Annotated in this window: 15 protein-coding genes, 3 rRNA genes, 1 pseudogene, 1 riboswitch and 1 other annotated feature; of the genes and pseudogenes, 2 read left to right on the top strand and 17 right to left on the bottom strand. The window is 35.8% G+C overall.

The features are described 5' to 3' along the window. Positions 1-23: 23 nt before the first annotated feature. Complete coding sequence (locus AC0N0V_RS03115; RefSeq protein ID WP_474462071.1) at positions 24-269, bottom strand: hypothetical protein; 246 nt, start codon at positions 267-269, stop codon at positions 24-26. 169 nt (positions 270-438) lie between these two features. Further along, positions 439-1,311 (bottom strand): radical SAM protein, encoded by an 873-nt coding sequence (locus tag AC0N0V_RS03110; RefSeq protein ID WP_474462070.1) that lies wholly within the window; start codon positions 1,309-1,311, stop codon positions 439-441. A 110-nt stretch (positions 1,312-1,421) separates the two neighbouring features. Then, a riboswitch (cobalamin riboswitch) is annotated at positions 1,422-1,593 on the bottom strand. A gap of 370 nt (positions 1,594-1,963) precedes the next feature. Here AC0N0V_RS03110 and AC0N0V_RS03105 point away from each other — a divergent pair. Then, positions 1,964-2,623, top strand: coding sequence for a hypothetical protein (locus tag AC0N0V_RS03105; RefSeq protein ID WP_474462069.1), 660 nt, complete (start codon positions 1,964-1,966; stop codon positions 2,621-2,623). Positions 2,624-2,797: 174 nt separating this feature from the next. Here the strand turns inward: AC0N0V_RS03105 and rrf are convergent. From rrf to AC0N0V_RS03090, 3 genes are all read right to left on the bottom strand, one after another. Then, positions 2,798-2,914: ribosomal RNA gene (rrf, locus tag AC0N0V_RS03100) — 5S ribosomal RNA — on the bottom strand. Between the two features lie 55 nt (positions 2,915-2,969). Then, positions 2,970-5,872: ribosomal RNA gene (locus AC0N0V_RS03095) — 23S ribosomal RNA — on the bottom strand. Positions 5,873-6,107: 235 nt separating this feature from the next. Continuing rightward, positions 6,108-7,614: ribosomal RNA gene (locus AC0N0V_RS03090) — 16S ribosomal RNA — on the bottom strand. The 16S, 23S and 5S rRNA genes sit together here, the layout of an rRNA operon. Positions 7,615-8,256: 642 nt before the next feature. On the opposite strand from AC0N0V_RS03090, the pseudogene AC0N0V_RS03085 reads away from it, so the two are divergent. Further along, positions 8,257-8,913 (top strand): annotated as a pseudogene (locus tag AC0N0V_RS03085) (class I SAM-dependent methyltransferase); the annotation flags it as partial. A 73-nt stretch (positions 8,914-8,986) separates the two neighbouring features. Here the strand turns inward: AC0N0V_RS03085 and AC0N0V_RS03080 are convergent. The 12 genes from AC0N0V_RS03080 to AC0N0V_RS03025 form a co-directional block, all read right to left on the bottom strand. Further along, a complete protein-coding gene (locus tag AC0N0V_RS03080) occupies positions 8,987-9,247 on the bottom strand; it encodes a hypothetical protein (protein ID WP_474462068.1) in 261 nt (86 codons plus the stop codon). A gap of 294 nt (positions 9,248-9,541) precedes the next feature. Next, entirely contained in the window at positions 9,542-9,847 is a 306-nt protein-coding gene (locus AC0N0V_RS03075; protein WP_474462067.1) for a spore coat protein, read from the bottom strand. 26 nt (positions 9,848-9,873) lie between these two features. Continuing rightward, complete coding sequence (locus AC0N0V_RS03070) at positions 9,874-10,110, bottom strand: spore coat protein (protein ID WP_474462066.1); 237 nt, start codon at positions 10,108-10,110, stop codon at positions 9,874-9,876. A gap of 112 nt (positions 10,111-10,222) precedes the next feature. After that, positions 10,223-11,359: a zinc-dependent alcohol dehydrogenase gene (locus tag AC0N0V_RS03065; RefSeq protein ID WP_474462065.1), complete on the bottom strand. Its 1,137-nt coding sequence runs from the start codon at positions 11,357-11,359 to the stop codon at positions 10,223-10,225. Positions 11,360-11,379: 20 nt separating this feature from the next. Next, on the bottom strand, positions 11,380-11,742 hold the full coding sequence (locus AC0N0V_RS03060; RefSeq protein ID WP_474462064.1) for a spore coat protein: 363 nt from the start codon (positions 11,740-11,742) through the stop codon (positions 11,380-11,382). Between the two features lie 13 nt (positions 11,743-11,755). Then, entirely contained in the window at positions 11,756-11,965 is a 210-nt protein-coding gene (locus AC0N0V_RS03055; RefSeq protein ID WP_474462063.1) for a spore coat protein, read from the bottom strand. A gap of 158 nt (positions 11,966-12,123) precedes the next feature. Then, complete coding sequence (locus tag AC0N0V_RS03050; protein WP_474462062.1) at positions 12,124-12,801, bottom strand: amino acid ABC transporter permease; 678 nt, start codon at positions 12,799-12,801, stop codon at positions 12,124-12,126. A gap of 18 nt (positions 12,802-12,819) precedes the next feature. Continuing rightward, the gene (locus tag AC0N0V_RS03045) at positions 12,820-13,626 is read right to left on the bottom strand and encodes an amino acid ABC transporter substrate-binding protein (protein ID WP_474462061.1); all 807 of its coding nucleotides are present in this window, start codon (positions 13,624-13,626) and stop codon (positions 12,820-12,822) included. Positions 13,627-13,731: 105 nt separating this feature from the next. Continuing rightward, the gene (locus tag AC0N0V_RS03040; protein ID WP_474462059.1) at positions 13,732-14,880 is read right to left on the bottom strand and encodes a trans-sulfuration enzyme family protein; all 1,149 of its coding nucleotides are present in this window, start codon (positions 14,878-14,880) and stop codon (positions 13,732-13,734) included. Between the two features lie 108 nt (positions 14,881-14,988). Then, positions 14,989-15,235: a binding site (T-box leader), on the bottom strand. Positions 15,236-15,435: 200 nt separating this feature from the next. Continuing rightward, complete coding sequence (locus AC0N0V_RS03035; RefSeq protein WP_474462058.1) at positions 15,436-15,675, bottom strand: PTS sugar transporter subunit IIA; 240 nt, start codon at positions 15,673-15,675, stop codon at positions 15,436-15,438. 206 nt (positions 15,676-15,881) lie between these two features. Next, entirely contained in the window at positions 15,882-16,646 is a 765-nt protein-coding gene (locus AC0N0V_RS03030) for a DODA-type extradiol aromatic ring-opening family dioxygenase (RefSeq protein WP_474462057.1), read from the bottom strand. 481 nt (positions 16,647-17,127) lie between these two features. Beyond that, positions 17,128-18,828, bottom strand: coding sequence for a methyl-accepting chemotaxis protein (locus AC0N0V_RS03025; RefSeq protein ID WP_474462055.1), 1,701 nt, complete (start codon positions 18,826-18,828; stop codon positions 17,128-17,130). Positions 18,829-18,841: the final 13 nt, after the last annotated feature.

The following is an 18,841-nucleotide window of genomic DNA, read 5'->3' as shown; positions in this document are numbered from 1 at the left end:
AAATCTGATTTCGAGAGACTTAGTTAAGAAAAATATTCACTATTTTCATCAAAGCTCTCGTAATCAGTGTTTGGGCCAATTCTTAATACACTAAATACATCTACAACATTTTTATCTATCATATCCTCTATTGAATATTTAGTCATATCAACAAAAGATTGGCTAACTTCAACAATAACCCCATTATTTGCAATAATAGAAGAATATTTATTCATGCTTCTCAAAGAAGCTATATCTTGTATAAAGATACCTCCAAAAACTCTAATCATTAGCACTTTTTATTCAATCAAACACAAGTATCATTCTACCATGTTGTTTCATAAACTGCTATTTGTAATAAGAAATAAATAATATCCATATAAGCAAACTTATACGGATATTATTTATTTCTTATATTAAGTTTATTAATCGTATTATAATATGTCTAGTTCTAAATTTTTATATTAATACATGCTCTATCACTTTTTCCTGCCTAAGCTGACCACAGCCTCCTTTGATATCACCACCAAAATTATGGAATATATCACAATCTATTTTATCTTTAAGTTTATTATAAAAATTAATTACATCATTTTGTTCAGGAGCAATTAGTCCCTGTATATTGTTATCATTATATGCTGATATAATCAATTTTAGTGGTTTGCTCTTTAATAAAGCTTCTAGTCTTGCTACATCAGCATCGGTATCATTTATACCCTTAAATATCATATACCTTATTCTTGTCTTAGTTTTAAATATTTCTGCATATTCAACGGCTGCATCAATTATTGACTTCATATCATACTTTAGATTAATTGGCATAATCTTCTTACGTATTTCATCTGATGACGCATGCAGAGATACATTAAGTCTTATATTAATTGGACTATTTTTAAAATCATCAATCAGTCTATAGACTCTTGGCGTTACTCCTACTGTAGCAATTTCAAAATTACTTATTTTGTGTTTATTATATATGCCAATTATCGCCTCCCTAACATTTTCATAATTTACAAAAGGTTCACCCATTCCCGCAAGAACAACCGCATCTATTGGAATCAGTTTCATTTGTTTACAATAATCAATACAAATATCTACTTGTCCAATTATTTCAAATGACGCAAGATTTCGTACAAATCCCTGCTTCCCTGTTGCACAAAAAAAACACCCTTGTCTGCAGCCCACTTGAGAGGATACGCATACTGTACTGTGGTATGTAAGTTTTTGTTCATGATCTTGCATAAATAAAGTTTCAATAGTATTTCCATCATTCAACTCTAATAAGTATTTTACAGAATGATCTTGACTTATAAGTCTTTCAATTATTTTCACAATTACCACCTCGTTAATTAAATTATTTGACAAAAAATAAAAAATTCTTGAATACAATATTTGTATTCAAGAATTTTACCATCACTCTTTCTACAGCCTTTTACCCCTAGGCTATATTAATGAAAAAGGCAGGTCTCCTGGCTTACGGGCTAACGATACTTTTTCCTTCCCAGTGTTACCCAGTGGATTATAAAAGCTCTACCGTTTACAGTGGTGGGACCGCTGAGGATTTTACCTCATTCCCTATTCTCCCTTACGGGCACCTTTTACATACTTTATATTATTCTCCCATATAGGAACGTCATTTATATAAAACTATTATAACTAATATTGTTAAATTTTACAAGAATATTATTCCATATACACAAGTAATTATATGTACTGATTCAGATGGCTCAAATTATTTGAAAAGGATAAAGAAGCGGTCAAAAGGAAGAATTTCATGGCTTAATGCAATATATCTCATACTTATACAAGAGTAATAGATTCTAAAAAGCGAGAACCTATATATGTTTAATATATACAGGTACAATATTACGAAATAATAATTATGAAGAAAGAAGGCAGGTATTGAGTATATCGTAACGTAATAGTTTATAATAACAGAGTGGCTTATGTCATAAGTTTTGCAGATGAAAAGAGGTTGAACCCTATGAAAGAATTTTACAAAGACTTTCCTAAAAGACCATCAGGAGGAAGAATATATCAGCGACCCAATGAGGTTAAGGTATGTGAAATGTGTGGAGCACCTGTTGGTCAAAACTATATAAGTTGCATAGAATGCTATAATATTATTGAAAATTTATGGTTGTTAGATTGGAAAGAGTTAATAGAAAAAGAAAATATATTATTAGGTAGTGATGATGAAAATTTACTTGCTGAAGTAATAGTTGAAGAAATAGATAAGCATTCCTGGACAATCGTTGATTCAGCAATGAAAATTGTAAAGTGTAAAACTTGTGGTAATGAACTTGGTGGTGGACCACTTGATTGTCCCGATTGCTCTTTTGCATTCGGAAATCTTTGGGGGTACGATGCAGAAGCGATGAACCAAGGGAAGATGACAGGAAATGAACATGCTTTACGAGTAGGTCGATGGATAATTAGATACCCGCATAGGCAGAAAGAGAAGGTAGTTGAATCATGGAAATTTTCAATGCCTATTTTAATTACTGGAAAAATAGCTACAACACAGATGGGGCAGTTTTTTAGGAAGGTGATAGATGAAAATTACTTTGATTTATCAAGTAGAGTTTATCAAAGTTTTGAAGAAGCATATATGGACGTTAAAAATAATCGATTTGGTCTATAATCTTCTTAAAATGTGCACTAAGGGAAGTATAATAACTTCCCTCAAAAATTGTTATGATATCAACACTATATTAAAACATAGTCATTACATTAAAAAGTTAATTCTAATCTTAATAATACTACAGACATAAATATAAAAGACACTAAGCATCAAACTTAGTGTCTTTTATATTTAACCTGGCAACGACCTACTCTTCCACACAGTCTCCCGTGCAGTACCATCGGCACTGTAAAGCTTAACCATCGTGTTCGGAATGGGAACGGGTGTAGCCTTTACGTCATAATCACCAGATTATATTTAATTTATTAAGAGAATTTTGTTCTCTCAAAATTGCACAGTGATATATTAGGTCAAGCCCTCGACCTATTAGTATCAGTCAGCTGAACATGTTACCATGCTTACACCTCTGACCTATCAACCTTGTGTTCTTCAAGGGGTCTTACTAGCTTACGCTATGGGAAATCTTATCTTGAGGTGGGCTTCACGCTTAGATGCTTTCAGCGTTTATCCCGTCCCGACATAGCTACCCAGCTGTGCTCCTGGCGGAACAACTGGTGCACCAGAGGTCAGTCCATCCCGGTCCTCTCGTACTAAGGACAGCTCCTCTCAAATTTCCTACGCCCGCGACGGATAGGGACCGAACTGTCTCACGACGTTCTGAACCCAGCTCGCGTGCCGCTTTAATGGGCGAACAGCCCAACCCTTGGGACCTACTTCAGCCCCAGGATGCGACGAGCCGACATCGAGGTGCCAAACCTCCCCGTCGATGTGGACTCTTGGGGGAGATCAGCCTGTTATCCCCGAGGTAGCTTTTATCCGTTGAGCGATGGCCCTCCCACGAGGTACCACCGGATCACTAAGCCCGACTTTCGTCCCTGCTCCACTTGTTTGTGTCGCAGTCAGGCTCCCTTCTGCCTTTGCACTCTACGAACGATTTCCAACCGTTCTGAGGGAACCTTTGGGCGCCTCCGTTACTTTTTAGGAGGCGACCGCCCCAGTCAAACTGCCCACCTAACAATGTCCCGTGACCAGATTCATGGCCACCGGTTAGAATCCCAGTACTGTCAGGGTGGTATCCCAAGGACGACTCCACAAAGGCTGACGCCTCTGCTTCGCAGTCTCCCACCTATCCTGTACAGACAATACCGAGACTCAATGCTAAGCTACAGTAAAGCTCTACGGGGTCTTTCCGTCCAATCGCGGGTAGCGAGCATCTTCACTCGCAATACAATTTCGCCGGATTTGTTGTCGAGACAGTGCCCAAGTCATTACGCCATTCGTGCGGGTCGGAACTTACCCGACAAGGAATTTCGCTACCTTAGGACCGTTATAGTTACGGCCGCCGTTTACTGGGGCTTAAGTTCACACCTTCGCATGAAGCTAAGTGTTCCCCTTAACCTTCCAGCACCGGGCAGGCGTCAGCCCCTATACATCAGCTTTCGCTTTAGCAGAGACCTGTGTTTTTGCTAAACAGTTGCTTGGGCCTATTCTCTGCGACCACCTTGCGGTGGCACCCCTTCTCCCGAAGTTACGGGGTCAATTTGCCGAGTTCCTTGACAACAATTCTTCCGCTGGTCTTAGGATTCTCTCCTCACCTACCTGTGTCGGTTTGCGGTACGGGCACCAGTTTACTCCATAGAGACTTTTCTTGGCAGCGTGGAATCAGATACTTCGCCCAAAAGGGCTCCCCGTAACACCTCAGCATTAACTAGACGGATTTGCCTATCTAGTCTGCCTAAGTGCTTAGACGCACATCCAATAGTGCGCACATCTTATCCTCCTGCGTCATCCCATTTGTAATAACGCAAACTGGTGGTATCGGAATATCAACCGATTGTCCATCACCTACGCCTTTCGGCCTCGGCTTAGGTCCCGACTAACCCTGAGCGGACGAGCCTTCCTCAGGAAACCTTAGGTTTTCGACCAATAAGATTCTCACTTATTTCTCGCTACTTATGCCAGCATACTCACTCCTGTACAGTCCACCGCTCCTTACGGTACGACTTCAACCCATACAGGAAGCTCCTCTACCACTCACCTTACGGTGAATCCATAGCTTCGGTGGTAAGTTTTAGCCCCGAACATCTTCGGCGCAGGATCTCTCGACTAGTGAGCTATTACGCACTCTTTAAATGAGTGGCTGCTTCTAAGCCAACATCCTAGTTGTCTTAGAAATCCCACATCCTTTTCCACTTAACTTACACTTTGGGACCTTAGCTGATGGTCTGGGCTGTTTCCCTTTTGACCACGGATCTTATCATTCGTAGTCTGACTGCTTTGATTCAAGTATATGGCATTCGGAGTTTGATAGGGTTCAGTAACTGTTGTCAGCCCCTAGCCCATTCAGTGCTCTACCTCCACTACTCATTCAAAACGCTAGCCCTAAAGCTATTTCGAGGAGAACCAGCTATCTCCGAGTTCGATTGGAATTTCTCCGCTATCCACAGCTCATCCCATGGTTTTTCAACACCAATGTGGTTCGGTCCTCCACGGAATTTTACTTCCGCTTCAACCTGTCCATGGATAGGTCACCCGGTTTCGGGTCTACGACATGCAACTTTTTGCCCTATTCAGACTCGGTTTCCCTTCGGCTACGTATCTTAAATACTTAACCTTGCTACACATCGTAACTCGCTGGCTCGTTCTACAAAAAGCACGTCGTCGCAGGTAAAACTGCTTCGACTGATTGTGGACACACGGTTTCAGGTTCTATTTCACTCCCCTTCCGGGGTTCTTTTCACCTTTCCCTCACGGTACTGCTTCACTATCGGTCACCAGTTAGTATTTAGCCTTGGGAGGTGGTCCTCCCTGCTTCCCACAAGGTTTCACGTGTCTCGTGGTACTCTGGATCAGATCTGACTGTTATTCTTTTTACCTACAGGGCTGTTACCTTCTATGGCGGAGCCTTCCAGCTCTCTTCAATTAAGAAATCACAGCATTTTATGATCTGTCCGCAACCCCAGGAACAAGTTCCTGGTTTGGGCTCTTTCCCTTTCGCTCGCCGCTACTTAGGAAATCGATTTTTCTTTCTCTTCCTCCGGGTACTTAGATGTTTCAGTTCCCCGGGTATACCTCTATAAACCTATGAATTCAGTTTACAGTACATAGCGTTAGCTATGTGGGTTGCCCCATTCGGAAATCTCCGGATCGCAGGCTATTTGCGCCTACCCGAAGCTTATCGCAGCTTATCGCGTCCTTCATCGGCTACTGGTGCCAAGGCATTCACCATGCGCCCTTTGTAGCTTGACCTTAAATCATAATTCTACAAAGGTATATATACCTTTAGCTTTACTTTGTTTATGTTAAATAACTTTCATTATTCAACGCTTATCACTGTGCAATTTTCAAAGAACAATATTGGAGATACATCTTATCATGCTAACTCTATCGAGTCAACAGGAAAATGATCCCTCAAAATTAAACAGAGTGTAAACCAGAATTCCAATGTAACTAAAAACCTAAGCTTCTAGTTATTATTCCTTAGAAAGGAGGTGATCCAGCCGCAGGTTCTCCTACGGCTACCTTGTTACGACTTCACCCCAATCACTGACCCCACCTTCGGCCGCTGGCTCCTTACGGTTACCTCACGGACTTCGGGTGTTGCCAGCTCTCATGGTGTGACGGGCGGTGTGTACAAGGCCCGGGAACGTATTCACCGCGACATTCTGATTCGCGATTACTAGCAACTCCAGCTTCATGTAGGCGAGTTTCAGCCTACAATCCGAACTGGGATGAGTTTTTTAGTTTGGCTCCCCCTCGCGGGTTTGCATCTAATTGTACTCACCATTGTAGCACGTGTGTAGCCCTGGACATAAGGGGCATGATGATTTGACGTCATCCCCACCTTCCTCCCGGTTAACCCGGGCAGTCTCACTAGAGTGCTCAACTTAATGGTAGCAACTAATGATAAGGGTTGCGCTCGTTGCAGGACTTAACCTAACATCTCACGACACGAGCTGACGACAACCATGCACCACCTGTCTCCCTGCCCCGAAGGGCTTCCTCCATTACGAGTAATTCAGGGGATGTCAAGTCCAGGTAAGGTTCTTCGCGTTGCTTCGAATTAAACCACATGCTCCGCTGCTTGTGCGGGCCCCCGTCAATTCCTTTGAGTTTTAATCTTGCGATCGTACTTCCCAGGCGGAGTACTTATTGTGTTAACTGCGGCACAGAGGGTTGGACCCCCCTACACCTAGTACTCATCGTTTACGGCGTGGACTACCAGGGTATCTAATCCTGTTTGCTACCCACGCTTTCATGCCTCAGCGTCAGTTATGGTCCAGAGAATCGCCTTCGCCACTGGTGTTCTTCCTAATCTCTACGCATTTCACCGCTACACTAGGAATTCCATTCTCCTCTCCCACACTCTAGATATCCAGTTTGAAATGCAGCTCCCAAGTTAAGCCCGGGAATTTCACATCTCACTTAAATATCCGCCTACGCATCCTTTACGCCCAGTAAATCCGGACAACGCTTGCCACCTACGTATTACCGCGGCTGCTGGCACGTAGTTAGCCGTGGCTTCCTCCTTGGGTACCGTCATTATCGTCCCCAAAGACAGAGCTTTACAACCCGAAGGCCTTCATCACTCACGCGGCGTTGCTGCATCAGGCTTTCGCCCATTGTGCAATATTCCCCACTGCTGCCTCCCGTAGGAGTCTGGACCGTATCTCAGTTCCAATGTGGCCGATCACCCTCTCAGGTCGGCTACGCATCGTCGCCTTGGTGAGCTGTTACCTCACCAACTAGCTAATGCGCCGCGGGTCCATCTCAAAGCGGATTACTCCTTTAATTAGTTCTTCATGCGAAAAACTAATGTTATGCGGTATTAATCTCCCTTTCGGGAGGCTATCCCCCTCTTTGAGGCAGGTTACCCACGTGTTACTCACCCGTCCGCCGCTAATCCACCCCGAAGGGTTTCATCGCTCGACTTGCATGTGTTAGGCACGCCGCCAGCGTTCGTCCTGAGCCAGGATCAAACTCTCAATTTAAAAGTTTGCTTGCTCATTACTATTTTGTTACTTTAAAAGTAACTCAAAGAATTGCTGGTTTATTTTAAAAACAAGTTTTATCTTGTGTTTCACTCTGTTTAATTTTCAAGGATCATGTCGATTTAACTCGACTGCTTGTATATCTTATCATTTATACTTTGTTTTGTCAAGAATATTTTTAATGTTTTTTATTTTCAATCTTTCTTGACAGCTTTTACATAATATCACAAACAAATACTTAGTGTCAACAACTTTTTAGTTATCGAATTTTGTTCATTTATTTGCTGCTCATTAAGCAACGAATGTTATCTTAACATCTTTTACTAATCTATAATATAAATATCACATCAATTTATGCAAAGTAAGTCATGCATCCTAAACTATTCTTCTTATTTCTTTATATTTTATATGATGACACACCCGATGTAGTTTAACTTTCCTTATATACTCTATTTACATTTGCTTTATATGAAAATTGGATAATTTGTCAATACTATTGACAAAAATAGATAATACAGATTAGTGGTTGTCTATAACAAACTAATGATTACAAGGTTTTGTAATTATTATGTTAATTTATTGTATCTGTAAAACACATTAGCTTATAATCAGCCACCTATCTATCAACAACATAGAAAATAGGGAGAATTGATCATTAATGCAGCCAAGAAATATGGGGTAAAAGCTATGGGTGTAACTCTAAGTTCAGACCAATTTACCAAGGTTAGTGAAAAAATAAAAAAAGAAAATTTAGGTAACTTAGTTGAAGTTCATTTTATTGACTATAAGGAAATAAAGAATAGAAAGTTTGATAGAGTAGTCAGTGTTGGCATGTTAGAACACGTTGGAAAAGATCACCTTAGTGGATATTTTGCTAAGGTAAATAATTTATTAAACGAGGGTGGACTGTCCATGCTCCACTGCATAACAGGTATGAATGAAAGTGAAGGTGGAACAAACACATGGATTGATAGATATATCTTCCCTGGAGGATATCTACCATCAGTTAGAGAATTGACTTCTCATATGGCAGATAACAGACTTTATTTAACCGACGTAAAAAGTCTTAGAAGACATTACGGAAGAACTTTAGAACATTGGGCAAAGAATTTTGAAGATTCATTGTCTGAAATAAAAAAAACTAAAGATAAATCCTTTATAAGAATGTGGAGATTATATTTAAATTCCTGTGCGACATCCTTTAATTGTGGTAATATTGATCTTCATCAATTCTTATTTACTAAAGGCATAAATAACAAATTGCCATGGACCAGAGAATATATTTATAAAAATTTATAATACTTTATTCAAAAATAGATAAAGGGATGCTGATGCCCTTTATCTATTTTTAAATAACATATAATTAAAGATTTCAATCCTCAATCTTATCCTCTTCTATACTATGAAGAATTGCAACTTGACTATCTAAGCTCTCTTTTTCAACTATGATATTGGTCCACTCCCCTACTAGCTCAGCATCACATCCACGAAGATATTCATATAAATTTGAAGAGTTTACCTCACTATTTTTATCTACAACTATTGATAATTTCCCAATCCTTTTTATTTTATGAGTTGTACAAAGTTGTTGCAAAGAATTAGATATTTTCTGTAAAAGTTCAGTATCTTTCATAAGTTAATCCCCCTTTTTATTCACTCCAAAGAACATCCCCCAACCTATTTATAAAATAAATTGGGGGATGTATTTTTTTAATAAATTATATGCTGATTTTTATACTTTTAGAACTAACTCCTTTTTACAACTTTATCAATCATTTGGATGTAAAAATTCTCATATAGTGTATTTGTTCGTATATTACTAAATAAAAAAACTAGTAACCTTTATACTGAATTACTAGTCTTACTCAGATATTATATAGTAGTGTAAGTTCATTGCCTATCATGTTCCTTTGTTATACACACGCTTCTACATCATACCTTTTGTAAGCTTTAAAGCTGTATCAGTTGTCTTCAAATCCACTTTAAATTGTTCTTGTAAATCATAGGGATTATAGTATCCTTTTTTTATCATATAATTTGTAATAGTTTCATGAGTTAAAATAGCAGCTTCTAACTGTCTTCTTAATACCGCCTTTACCTCTGTCGATTTTGTTTCAGTTATTGCGGCTGCATAGTTAATTATCCCGCTCTTAGCAGATATTAAAAAATCTGTAGCGATAACTTGATCACTCATTTTATCCATTCCAGTAAGGCTTTCAATTATTGCATTCATAATTTCACCATCTTTCTATAACTTATCTATGATTGTATATTCTTTGAACCACTCATTTTACCTACATTTGACTGTTCTATAAATCCTCTTAACTCTTTAATATGTTGCTCCGTTGAAGCAGCATTCTGCTTTAAAATTGATTTTAATTCATCATCAGAAACTAATACGGACATAGCAACCGCCTTTGTAAGACAAACATTCTTAAATGTTAAAAGTTCATGTAACTCAATACTTTCATGTGGGGCAATTCCTTGTTGATGCATAATATCATCTCCTAAACTTTAATCTATAACTCTACTTATAGTTTTTACACTAAATTCTTTATCTTTATTGTGTGAAGTAAACCTTCTTTTTCATCTAAGTATTTCTTAATATTTATGGCTTAAGAATAACTTTAATACATCCATCAGTTTTTGTGTCAAAAACCTCATAGCCATATTCAGCCTTATCTATTGGCAGTCTATGTGTAATAATATCGCTTGGATCAACTTTTCCTTCTACAAGTAAATTATATAGCTTTGGCATATATGGAATTACAGGAGCCTGCCCTGTTCTTATATTAATATTGCGATTCATTATATCACCAAATGGAAAAGCATTATATCTTCCTCCATAGACTCCTGTTACCTGTATCATTCCACCTTTTCTAACTGCTTGTGTAGCCATAACAAAAGCCCCTAGCGCTCCACTTTGAAGCTTTACACCAGAACCTAAAAATTCTAGTGGTGTCATCTTTCCATCCATTCCTACACAATCAATGACAATATCAGCCCCACCGCGAGTAATTTCCCTTAAATACTCACCAGTGTTCTGATGTTGTTCAAAGTTTACTGTTTCAACTTTATTATATTTCTTTGCATGCTCTAAACGATAATCTATATAATCAACTGCTATAACTCTTTCAGCACCATGCATCCAAGCAAATTTTTGTGCTAGAAGTCCTATAGGTCCACAACCAAGTATAATTACTGTATTCCCCTTTTTTACACCAGCATTTTCTACGCTCCAATAAGCAGTGGCCATAGCATCTGACATTAATAATAATTTTTCGTCCTCTACCTCACAATCATCTGGAATACGAAATGGAGTAAAGTTACCATAAGGAACTCTCATATATTCTGCTTGACCTCCAGGATATCCTCCAAAGGTTTCTGAGTAACCGAAAAATCCACCATTTTCACCATTAGGATTTGAGTTGTCACACATACATGTTAAGTCATGCTTGCAAAAAAAACATTCCCCACAGCTTACATTGAAAGGTACAATTACCCTATCTCCCTTTTTTACCTTTGTAACTTCTGGTCCGACTTCCTCAACAATCCCCATAGGTTCATGCCCTATAATATAGTCTTGATGGAGATTAGGAACCATATCATGAATTAAGTGCAAATCTGATCCGCATATGGCAGTACTTGTAAGCTTTACTATAATATCATCTGCTTTTTGAATCTTAGGTGCTTGAACATCTTTAACTTTCACATTTTTTATACCTTGAAATGTTACAGCTTTCATTATTTCTGTTACCTCCTAAATTATTTTTCTGGTGTTGCGAAAGTACCAATCCTACTTGTATCTCCAGGGAATAGATCTAAACTAGCAATTTGAGATGCAGTTTTAGATGACTCCATATCCATTTGGAATTGTTTATCTAAATTATTTGGATGGAACCATCCTTTTTCTATCATCATATTAGATATCTCTTCATGCATATTGATTGCGTTATCTAACTGATTCCTTAAAACTATTCTTACTTCTGGTGTAGCAGCCTCAGCTAATGCAAGAGCACAATTTCTTACTCCACTTTTTGCATTTAACAAAAAACTAAGAGCCATAGTTGCATCAACAAGTTTAGGCATTCCTTCTGCATTTCTAATCTCTAAATAATCGTTAATCATCTGTTTTCTCCCCTCACTCTACTTTTGGTGCCTTTTTCAATAGGTTCTGTAAATCACTTATTGCTGTTATAGATTGTTGTACATCCTTCTCTAACAATGCTTTTAGCTCTTGGTCAAATACAACTCCTTCCATCATTTTAGATGTAGTCATACAGACAGTTTTAAGGTTAAGCATTTCATGCACTTCCATCGCTTCATGTAGCGCTATACTTTGTTTATCCATATAATCGCCTCCTATTTTTTGTATCCCACGTATTGTTCCATTTACAGCATTGTTTTATTCAATTAATCTGAGTAACTGATTAATTGAATAAAACAAAAAAAGGATTGCCTACAACACATAAATCTGTATTGTAGACAATCCTTTTCCTTCGCCTAAATTTAATGTCTATATCCATTGTTCATCTTTTTTTCTAATATTCTTTGTATATGGTTAAAGAATACTATTATTAGCCAGTATATTATTGCAACTGCTGCATAATTTTCAAAAAACTTATAGGTAGCTGCTGCAGACATTTGAGCTTGTGCTAAAATTTCAGCTACTCCAAGCGTAAATGCCAATGAAGAGCTCTTCAGCAAGTCTATGAAAGTATTTCCAAGAGAAGGTATTGCTACCCTAACCGCTTGTGGTAGTATTATTTTTTTCATTCCTTGCCAATGTGTTAATCCTAATGATAATGCTGCTTCCATTTGACCTTTATCTACGGAACTAATAGCTCCACGAAGGGTTTCTACCATGTATGCTGATCCATTCATGCTAAGCCCAATTATGGTAGCACTATATGCATTTAGATTTTTAAAAATGGGTATAATCTGAGGTAACCCATAATACAACAGGAAAAGCTGCACTAATAATGGGGTTCCTCTGAAGAAAGATATATAAATTTTTGCTAAAGGATTTAGCAGCTTTATTTCATAAGTTGATATAGCAACTAAAATTAATGCTATAATTAATCCTATAAACATTGATATTACTGCAAGGCTTACAGTCAAATAAATATATTTCCCAAGAAGCGGGAAAGTTTGAAGCATATAAGCCACATCAAAATCTGGTTTCATTGCTATAACCACCTAACATTACTTTTTAGTTATGTCTAAGTTAACCCATTTCTTAGATATTTTTTCTAGAGTTCCATCTGCTTTCATATCTTCAAGAGCTTTATTTACTTTTTCCACAACTGCTTTGTTAGCATCATTATTTACAAAAGGAAATGCATTTTCCAATGGTTGAACATCCTTACCGGCTAACTGAAGTGGAAGTTTGTTTTCTTGAACTACTGCAAGTGCAGATACTTTATCATCCATCATAGCATCAGCTCTTCCAAGTACAACGTCCTGTCTCATTCCGCCATCGTTATCATATGTTACAACTTTTATTTCCTTATTTTTATCAAAATCTTTTATTATCTGCTCATAGTTACTTCCTAGACTTACTCCTACTTTTTTTCCTTTTAGGTCTTCAAGACTTTTAATTGAGTCATTACCTTTTTTAACCATTAGCTGAGCACCAGAGTATACATAAGGTGTAGTAAATAAGTATTTAGCTTTTCTTTGATCAGTTATAGTTATCTCATTTGCTATAGTATCGACTTTACCGGTATCTAACATTCCAAATAATCCACTAAAAGATGCAGCTACGAACTCTGGCTTGTAACCAGTTCTTTTACCTATTTCATTCCATACATCAACTTCAAAACCAGCTATATTATTATCCTTGTCTTTAAATGTATAAGGATAATATCCACCTGACATACCTATTTTTATAACTTTAGCTGTTTCAGTTTTTTGAGATTCTGTAGAAGATTTTGATGAACATCCTGTGAATGCCACCATTGCTAATATTCCCATTGCTATTATTGCTTTTATTCTTTTATTCTTTATCATCTTTATTACCTCCATTTTCATTATAAATTTATATAATACTTTTTAACCTTATTTCTATTAACTAAATTTCATAGGTAACTTTTCTATTTATCACTACTTTTATGTTTAACTTAATTTAGCACTATTTAGTGCACTTTCTATATCTTTGGCTAAATCTATTTTGTTTTCAATTCCAACAGACAATCTTATTAGGGTATCAACTATACCCAGCTGTTGTCTCATTTCATAAGGTATTGCGGCATGAGTCATAGTTGCCGGGTGACATACTAAGGACTCAACTCCACCTAAGCTTTCTGCTAGAGTTACAACTTTCAATTTTTTGAAAAATTTATTTACATCATACCCTTCTTTTAATACAAAAGAAATCATTGCACCTACTCCACTTGCTTGCTTTTTTTGAATTTCATAACCGGAATGATTCTCAAATCCTGGATAATAAATTCTCTCAATTGCTGGGTGATCCTTAAGGAACTCCGCAATATAAGCCGCATTTTCCATATGTCTGTCCATTCTCACTGATAATGTTTTTATTCCTCTTATAAGAAGAAATGAATCAAATGGATTTAACACCCCTCCAATAGAGTTTTGTACAAAGTGAAGCCTTTCTGCCAATTCCTTAGTATTTACTACTGCTAGTCCAGCAATCAAATCACTATGGCCTCCTAGATATTTAGTTGCACTATGAACTACAATATCTGCTCCAAGTTCTATTGGTTTTTGAAGATATGGAGTCATAAATGTATTATCTACAATTGTTAATATTCCATGTTTCTTAGATATCTTAGTTATTTCACTTATATCAGTTACACTCATTAAAGGATTTGTAGGGGTTTCAATAAATATTGCTTTTACATTTTCTGTTATCTTATCTTCAACTGACTTAATATCGCTTGTATCTACAAGCTCATATTCTAAATTAAAATTCTTAAATACTTTATCTATAACTCTAAAACTTCCACCATAAACATTGCTGGACATTAGAATTTTATCACCACTTTTGAAAAGCATAAGAACAGTTGATGTTGCAGCCATACCAGATGCAAATGCAAACCCTGCATAACCACCCTCTAATTCTGCAATTAATTTTTCTAGGGCTTCTCTTGTAGGATTTCCAGTTCTTGAGTATTCATATCCACTATGTACACCTAGTTCAGACTGTTTATATGTAGAAGTTTGATATATTGGTACATTCACAGCACCAGTATGCTTATCTCCATCTATCCCGCCATGTATTAATAATGATTCAAATTTCATTTTTGTTCCTCCTTTAATTTAGTAACATACCAATATCACATTTAGTATCAATATCTTAGGACAGCTTTTCTATCTATAATTTAGAAAATAAAAAACTCCTCCCTCTATTACAGAGGCAGAAGTATAATTCCGCGGTTCCACTCTGTTTATTATGTACAAATACAATACATAAAAACTCTAATTTCGGTACAATAATACCTCAACGCTTTAACGGGCGTACCCGCTGAAGTCTACTAAACTTCGATTCAGAGCTCAGAGATGCACTTCTGTTACTTTAGATATAAAATCCCTTACACCCAAGGGGATTTCTCTCTGAAAATCTTTCATAACGTACTCTTCTCATCATTGCAATTCATAGTATTCCTAGTTATTTACTCATATTTGTTTTACAAATTTATAATACTATATTAATAGAACAAAATCAAGTGTTAAATTTTAGTTTTATTTGAAGCGCTATCTATATTTACATCTAAGATTGTTAACTGCTCAATTATTTTCTTTATAGAAAAATTAAATATTAAATCTTTTTTCAATTGTTCTTCATCAATCTTAAAATTACATTAAAGGCATCATTTCATTATTAACGCTTCCACCAAGAATATCTGTTAAGATAAAGATATCATCTTTGGTGTATTTTTCTTCTATTATTTCCTCTACTGCATCTCTAACATTTACATTCTCATCCCTGTAAGATGAAAAAGCCTCAACCATAGATACATCTCCAATGAGCATTTGTAAAGCATCTTTCATCCCCTTTGCCAAGTCGCCATGACTAGCTAGAATAATTTGTATCATTAGATTCACCGCCTTTTTATCTATGCCATTATTATAAGCAATAACCATGCCAATAAATAGTTTGTGTATAAAAATATTGTTAAATTGGGCATTGTAGTGTATATTGAATCAAGAATCAACAGTTAAGAAAATTCTAAGTGTTGAGAAAAATAAACAAAATTATACCCTTGCGTAGCTATATTTGCTCAGCCTCACAAGGGTATATATTAAAATTCGAAGCATATATAACTTAAAGTTCCAAATTCATAACTTTGGTGTAAAAGCTTTGGTTTATCTTTATTGCCACTTCCCATAGCTATAAACATAGGAACTATGTGTTCCTCACGTGGAATAGCTAGCTTTACATGAGGCGCTAACTGTCTATAGTTAAATAGTGCTTCTTTATCATTACTCTCTACTTTTTCTATAAGCCATCTATCAAACTCTACTGCCCATGCTTCTGTTTTCTCTGCATTCCAGTTAACTGTGGCAAGATTATGGACAGTTGAACCACTTCCTATAACTAAAATATCTTCTTTTCCAAGTTCCTTAATAGTTCTTCCAATTTCATATTGTTTTTCCATTGCTAAATCAGGATTAATAGATACTTGAACAACAGGTATATCAGCCTTTGGATACATTAAATGAAGTATATCCCAAGCACCATGGTCTAGCCCTCTATTTTCATCTAGCTTACATCCAATATCATTATTTATTAGCATAGACTGAAGCTTATTAGCTACTTCTACAGAACCTTTAGCAGGATATTTTAAAGAGTATAATTCTTTCGGAAAACCATAAAAATCATAAATCATATCATAAGTTCCATCTATAGATGAAATTGTTGTAACTTCACTTTCCCAATGTGCTGTAAAAATAACTATAGCTTTAGGATTTAGTCTTTTTCCTAAGTTTTTAAGAAAATCTGTATATTCATTGTTATCTACTGCAAGTGTTGGTCCACCATGACATAAAAATATTGAAGAAATCATTTTTTTCACTCCTATTTTTTAATAAATAACTACTTAGTCTAGTTATCAAACTCACGTTACAAAAGAAATTAAAATTAATTTACAAATTCACATTTCTATATTCATCTAAAAAAGTATTTCCTAATAATAAACTATAAGATTGCCCCTCTATTTTTGGATTAACTGTAATATATAATATTTTTGACATCTTTACTCGTCTCCTTTATCTTTCTATAATCTTTTTAGATTATTTATGCTTTTAACTTTAGTACTTATATATTAAATACTTTATAACCTAGCTAATTACTAATATTATTATACTTTGTAACTTATATTGACTTAGTTACTTTATGTAATTATAATACATTGTTTTTTACTTATAGTCAATACCTAATTGATAATAATTGTCAATTATTCTTAAATTTGTGTTACTCGACTAGAAAAGCTCTCGTAATTAGGTTAACCCTAAAATCGAGAGCTTTTCTAGTTGAGTATTTAAACATTATATACTAAACTTCTCAATCCCCTTCATCATTGAATCAGAAGTTCTTTTTATCTTTTCAGACAAACTAGATAAATCCCCCATAGTGGCAGCTTGTTGTTCTACTGATGCAACCACTTCTTCTGTAGATGCAGACATATCCTTTGAAATAGTTGCAATCGTGTTTACATTATTTAAAATATTATCTTTCATTGTTATGGTATAATCCAAAGTTGAAGCAACTTCTCCAATCTGAGGCAGTATCTTATTAATTTCATTAACTATACTATTGAACACAGTAATAGTATTAGAAATTGTGCCTTCTTGGGTATCTACCTTATTAATAGCCTCTGAAGTAGTATTTGAAACCATTTCCGTACTCTCTATAATATGCTTAACAAGTTTAGAAATGTTGCTTGAGGATTCAAGTGTTTGCTCTGCAAGCTTTTGCACTTCTTGGGCTACTACTACAAAGCCTCTACCTGATTCCCCAGCTCTTGCAGCTTCTATAGAAGCATTAAGTGATAAAAGATTAGTTTGCTTAGCAATATTATTTATTGTCTCAGTTATAGAGTGTATCTGACCAACACTGCTAGAAAGCTGTTCTATTTTATTTCTAACTATTCCAAAGCTTTTCTGAACTTCTTTTACAGAGTTAATAAGTTCTTCTATTGTTTCACTTCCTAGATTTGCAGCACTTTTTATATTTACACTATTTTCTTCTATATTCTGCACCTTTAAATTTATACTATTGAGGTTATCAGAAAATATATTAATTGACTCTGCCGATTCATGTAACCTGACACTCTGAAGAGTTGTATTTTCTCCAGCACTACTCATAGCTCCCGCTATTTCTTCGCTTACTGACGCCAAACTATTTGTAAAACAAGCAAGTTCCTTGGAGTAGTTGTCCACAATATTACCAGTAGTTTTTATTTCTGTTATCATCCCTCTTAAAACTAAACTTGTTCTGTTTATATCATTAGCTAAATAAAACATCTCATCTTTAGAGTCTATAACTATACCTTCTGTAAAATCTCCTTTAGACATTTTATCTAGATGTTTTCTTATTACCTTAATTGGTTTAGTTATTGTCTTAGAAATAAATCCTGCTAGAATTAATGAAATTAGAAATAAAACAAGTCCTATACCTATTAGCTTTAATAATTCTAAATTTCTACGCGCTATCATAGCATTAGCATTCATGCTTACAATAACCGTTCCTTGAACATCTACTTTAGCAGTAGCAGAACTTACAGCATCAGAACCTGCTTCCATTTTTACACTATATAATGGCACTACAGTAATATATTCTGTGTTATCATTCTCTTTAAAAACAAAGCTTATATTCTTGTTTGTTTTAGCTGCATTTTCAGTTTCTTCTGTTCTAAATACTGTACCTATTTTTTTCTTATCTGTGTTTGCTATGTACTTAAGATTATTATCTAATACTCCTATATAAGCTACTGTACTGTACTCAGTTTTATTTAATTCCACTATTTTGTTTTGTAGTTTTTCTGTATTTGATATTCCTATAGGCGATATAATTTTCTCAATATGTTCAGCATATGCATAAGTTTTATCTAAAGCATCTGCTTCTATCCTTGAGTATGTAGTAAATAATTCATAAATTAAAGAGGCTGTTATATTAAGCAAAGTTAATAATAAAAAGCCTACAATTATCTTTTTCCTTAAAGAATTTAACCTAAATAAGTTTTTCAATTTAATCTCTCCC

The organism is Clostridium sp. CS1-1 (assembly GCF_056135525.1).
The sequence above is the reverse complement of the archived record's forward strand: the minus strand, read 5'-3'. Positions and strand labels throughout refer to the sequence as shown.

Bases quoted from the DNA above. Each gene is read 5' to 3' on its own strand.
- AC0N0V_RS03115 (WP_474462071.1), bottom strand. From the start codon at position 269: ATGATTAGAGTTTTTGGAGGTATCTTTATACAAGATATAGCTTCTTTG.
- AC0N0V_RS03105 (WP_474462069.1), top strand. From the start codon at position 1,964: ATGAAAGAATTTTACAAAGACTTTCCTAAAAGACCATCAGGAGGAAGA.
- AC0N0V_RS03080 (WP_474462068.1), bottom strand. From the start codon at position 9,247: ATGAAAGATACTGAACTTTTACAGAAAATATCTAATTCTTTGCAACAA.
- AC0N0V_RS03075 (WP_474462067.1), bottom strand. From the start codon at position 9,847: ATGAATGCAATAATTGAAAGCCTTACTGGAATGGATAAAATGAGTGAT.
- AC0N0V_RS03070 (WP_474462066.1), bottom strand. From the start codon at position 10,110: ATGCATCAACAAGGAATTGCCCCACATGAAAGTATTGAGTTACATGAA.
- AC0N0V_RS03065 (WP_474462065.1), bottom strand. From the start codon at position 11,359: ATGAAAGCTGTAACATTTCAAGGTATAAAAAATGTGAAAGTTAAAGAT.
- AC0N0V_RS03060 (WP_474462064.1), bottom strand. From the start codon at position 11,742: ATGATTAACGATTATTTAGAGATTAGAAATGCAGAAGGAATGCCTAAA.
- AC0N0V_RS03055 (WP_474462063.1), bottom strand. From the start codon at position 11,965: ATGGATAAACAAAGTATAGCGCTACATGAAGCGATGGAAGTGCATGAA.
- AC0N0V_RS03050 (WP_474462062.1), bottom strand. From the start codon at position 12,801: ATGAAACCAGATTTTGATGTGGCTTATATGCTTCAAACTTTCCCGCTT.
- AC0N0V_RS03045 (WP_474462061.1), bottom strand. From the start codon at position 13,626: ATGATAAAGAATAAAAGAATAAAAGCAATAATAGCAATGGGAATATTA.
- AC0N0V_RS03040 (WP_474462059.1), bottom strand. From the start codon at position 14,880: ATGAAATTTGAATCATTATTAATACATGGCGGGATAGATGGAGATAAG.
- AC0N0V_RS03035 (WP_474462058.1), bottom strand. From the start codon at position 15,675: ATGATACAAATTATTCTAGCTAGTCATGGCGACTTGGCAAAGGGGATG.
- AC0N0V_RS03030 (WP_474462057.1), bottom strand. From the start codon at position 16,646: ATGATTTCTTCAATATTTTTATGTCATGGTGGACCAACACTTGCAGTA.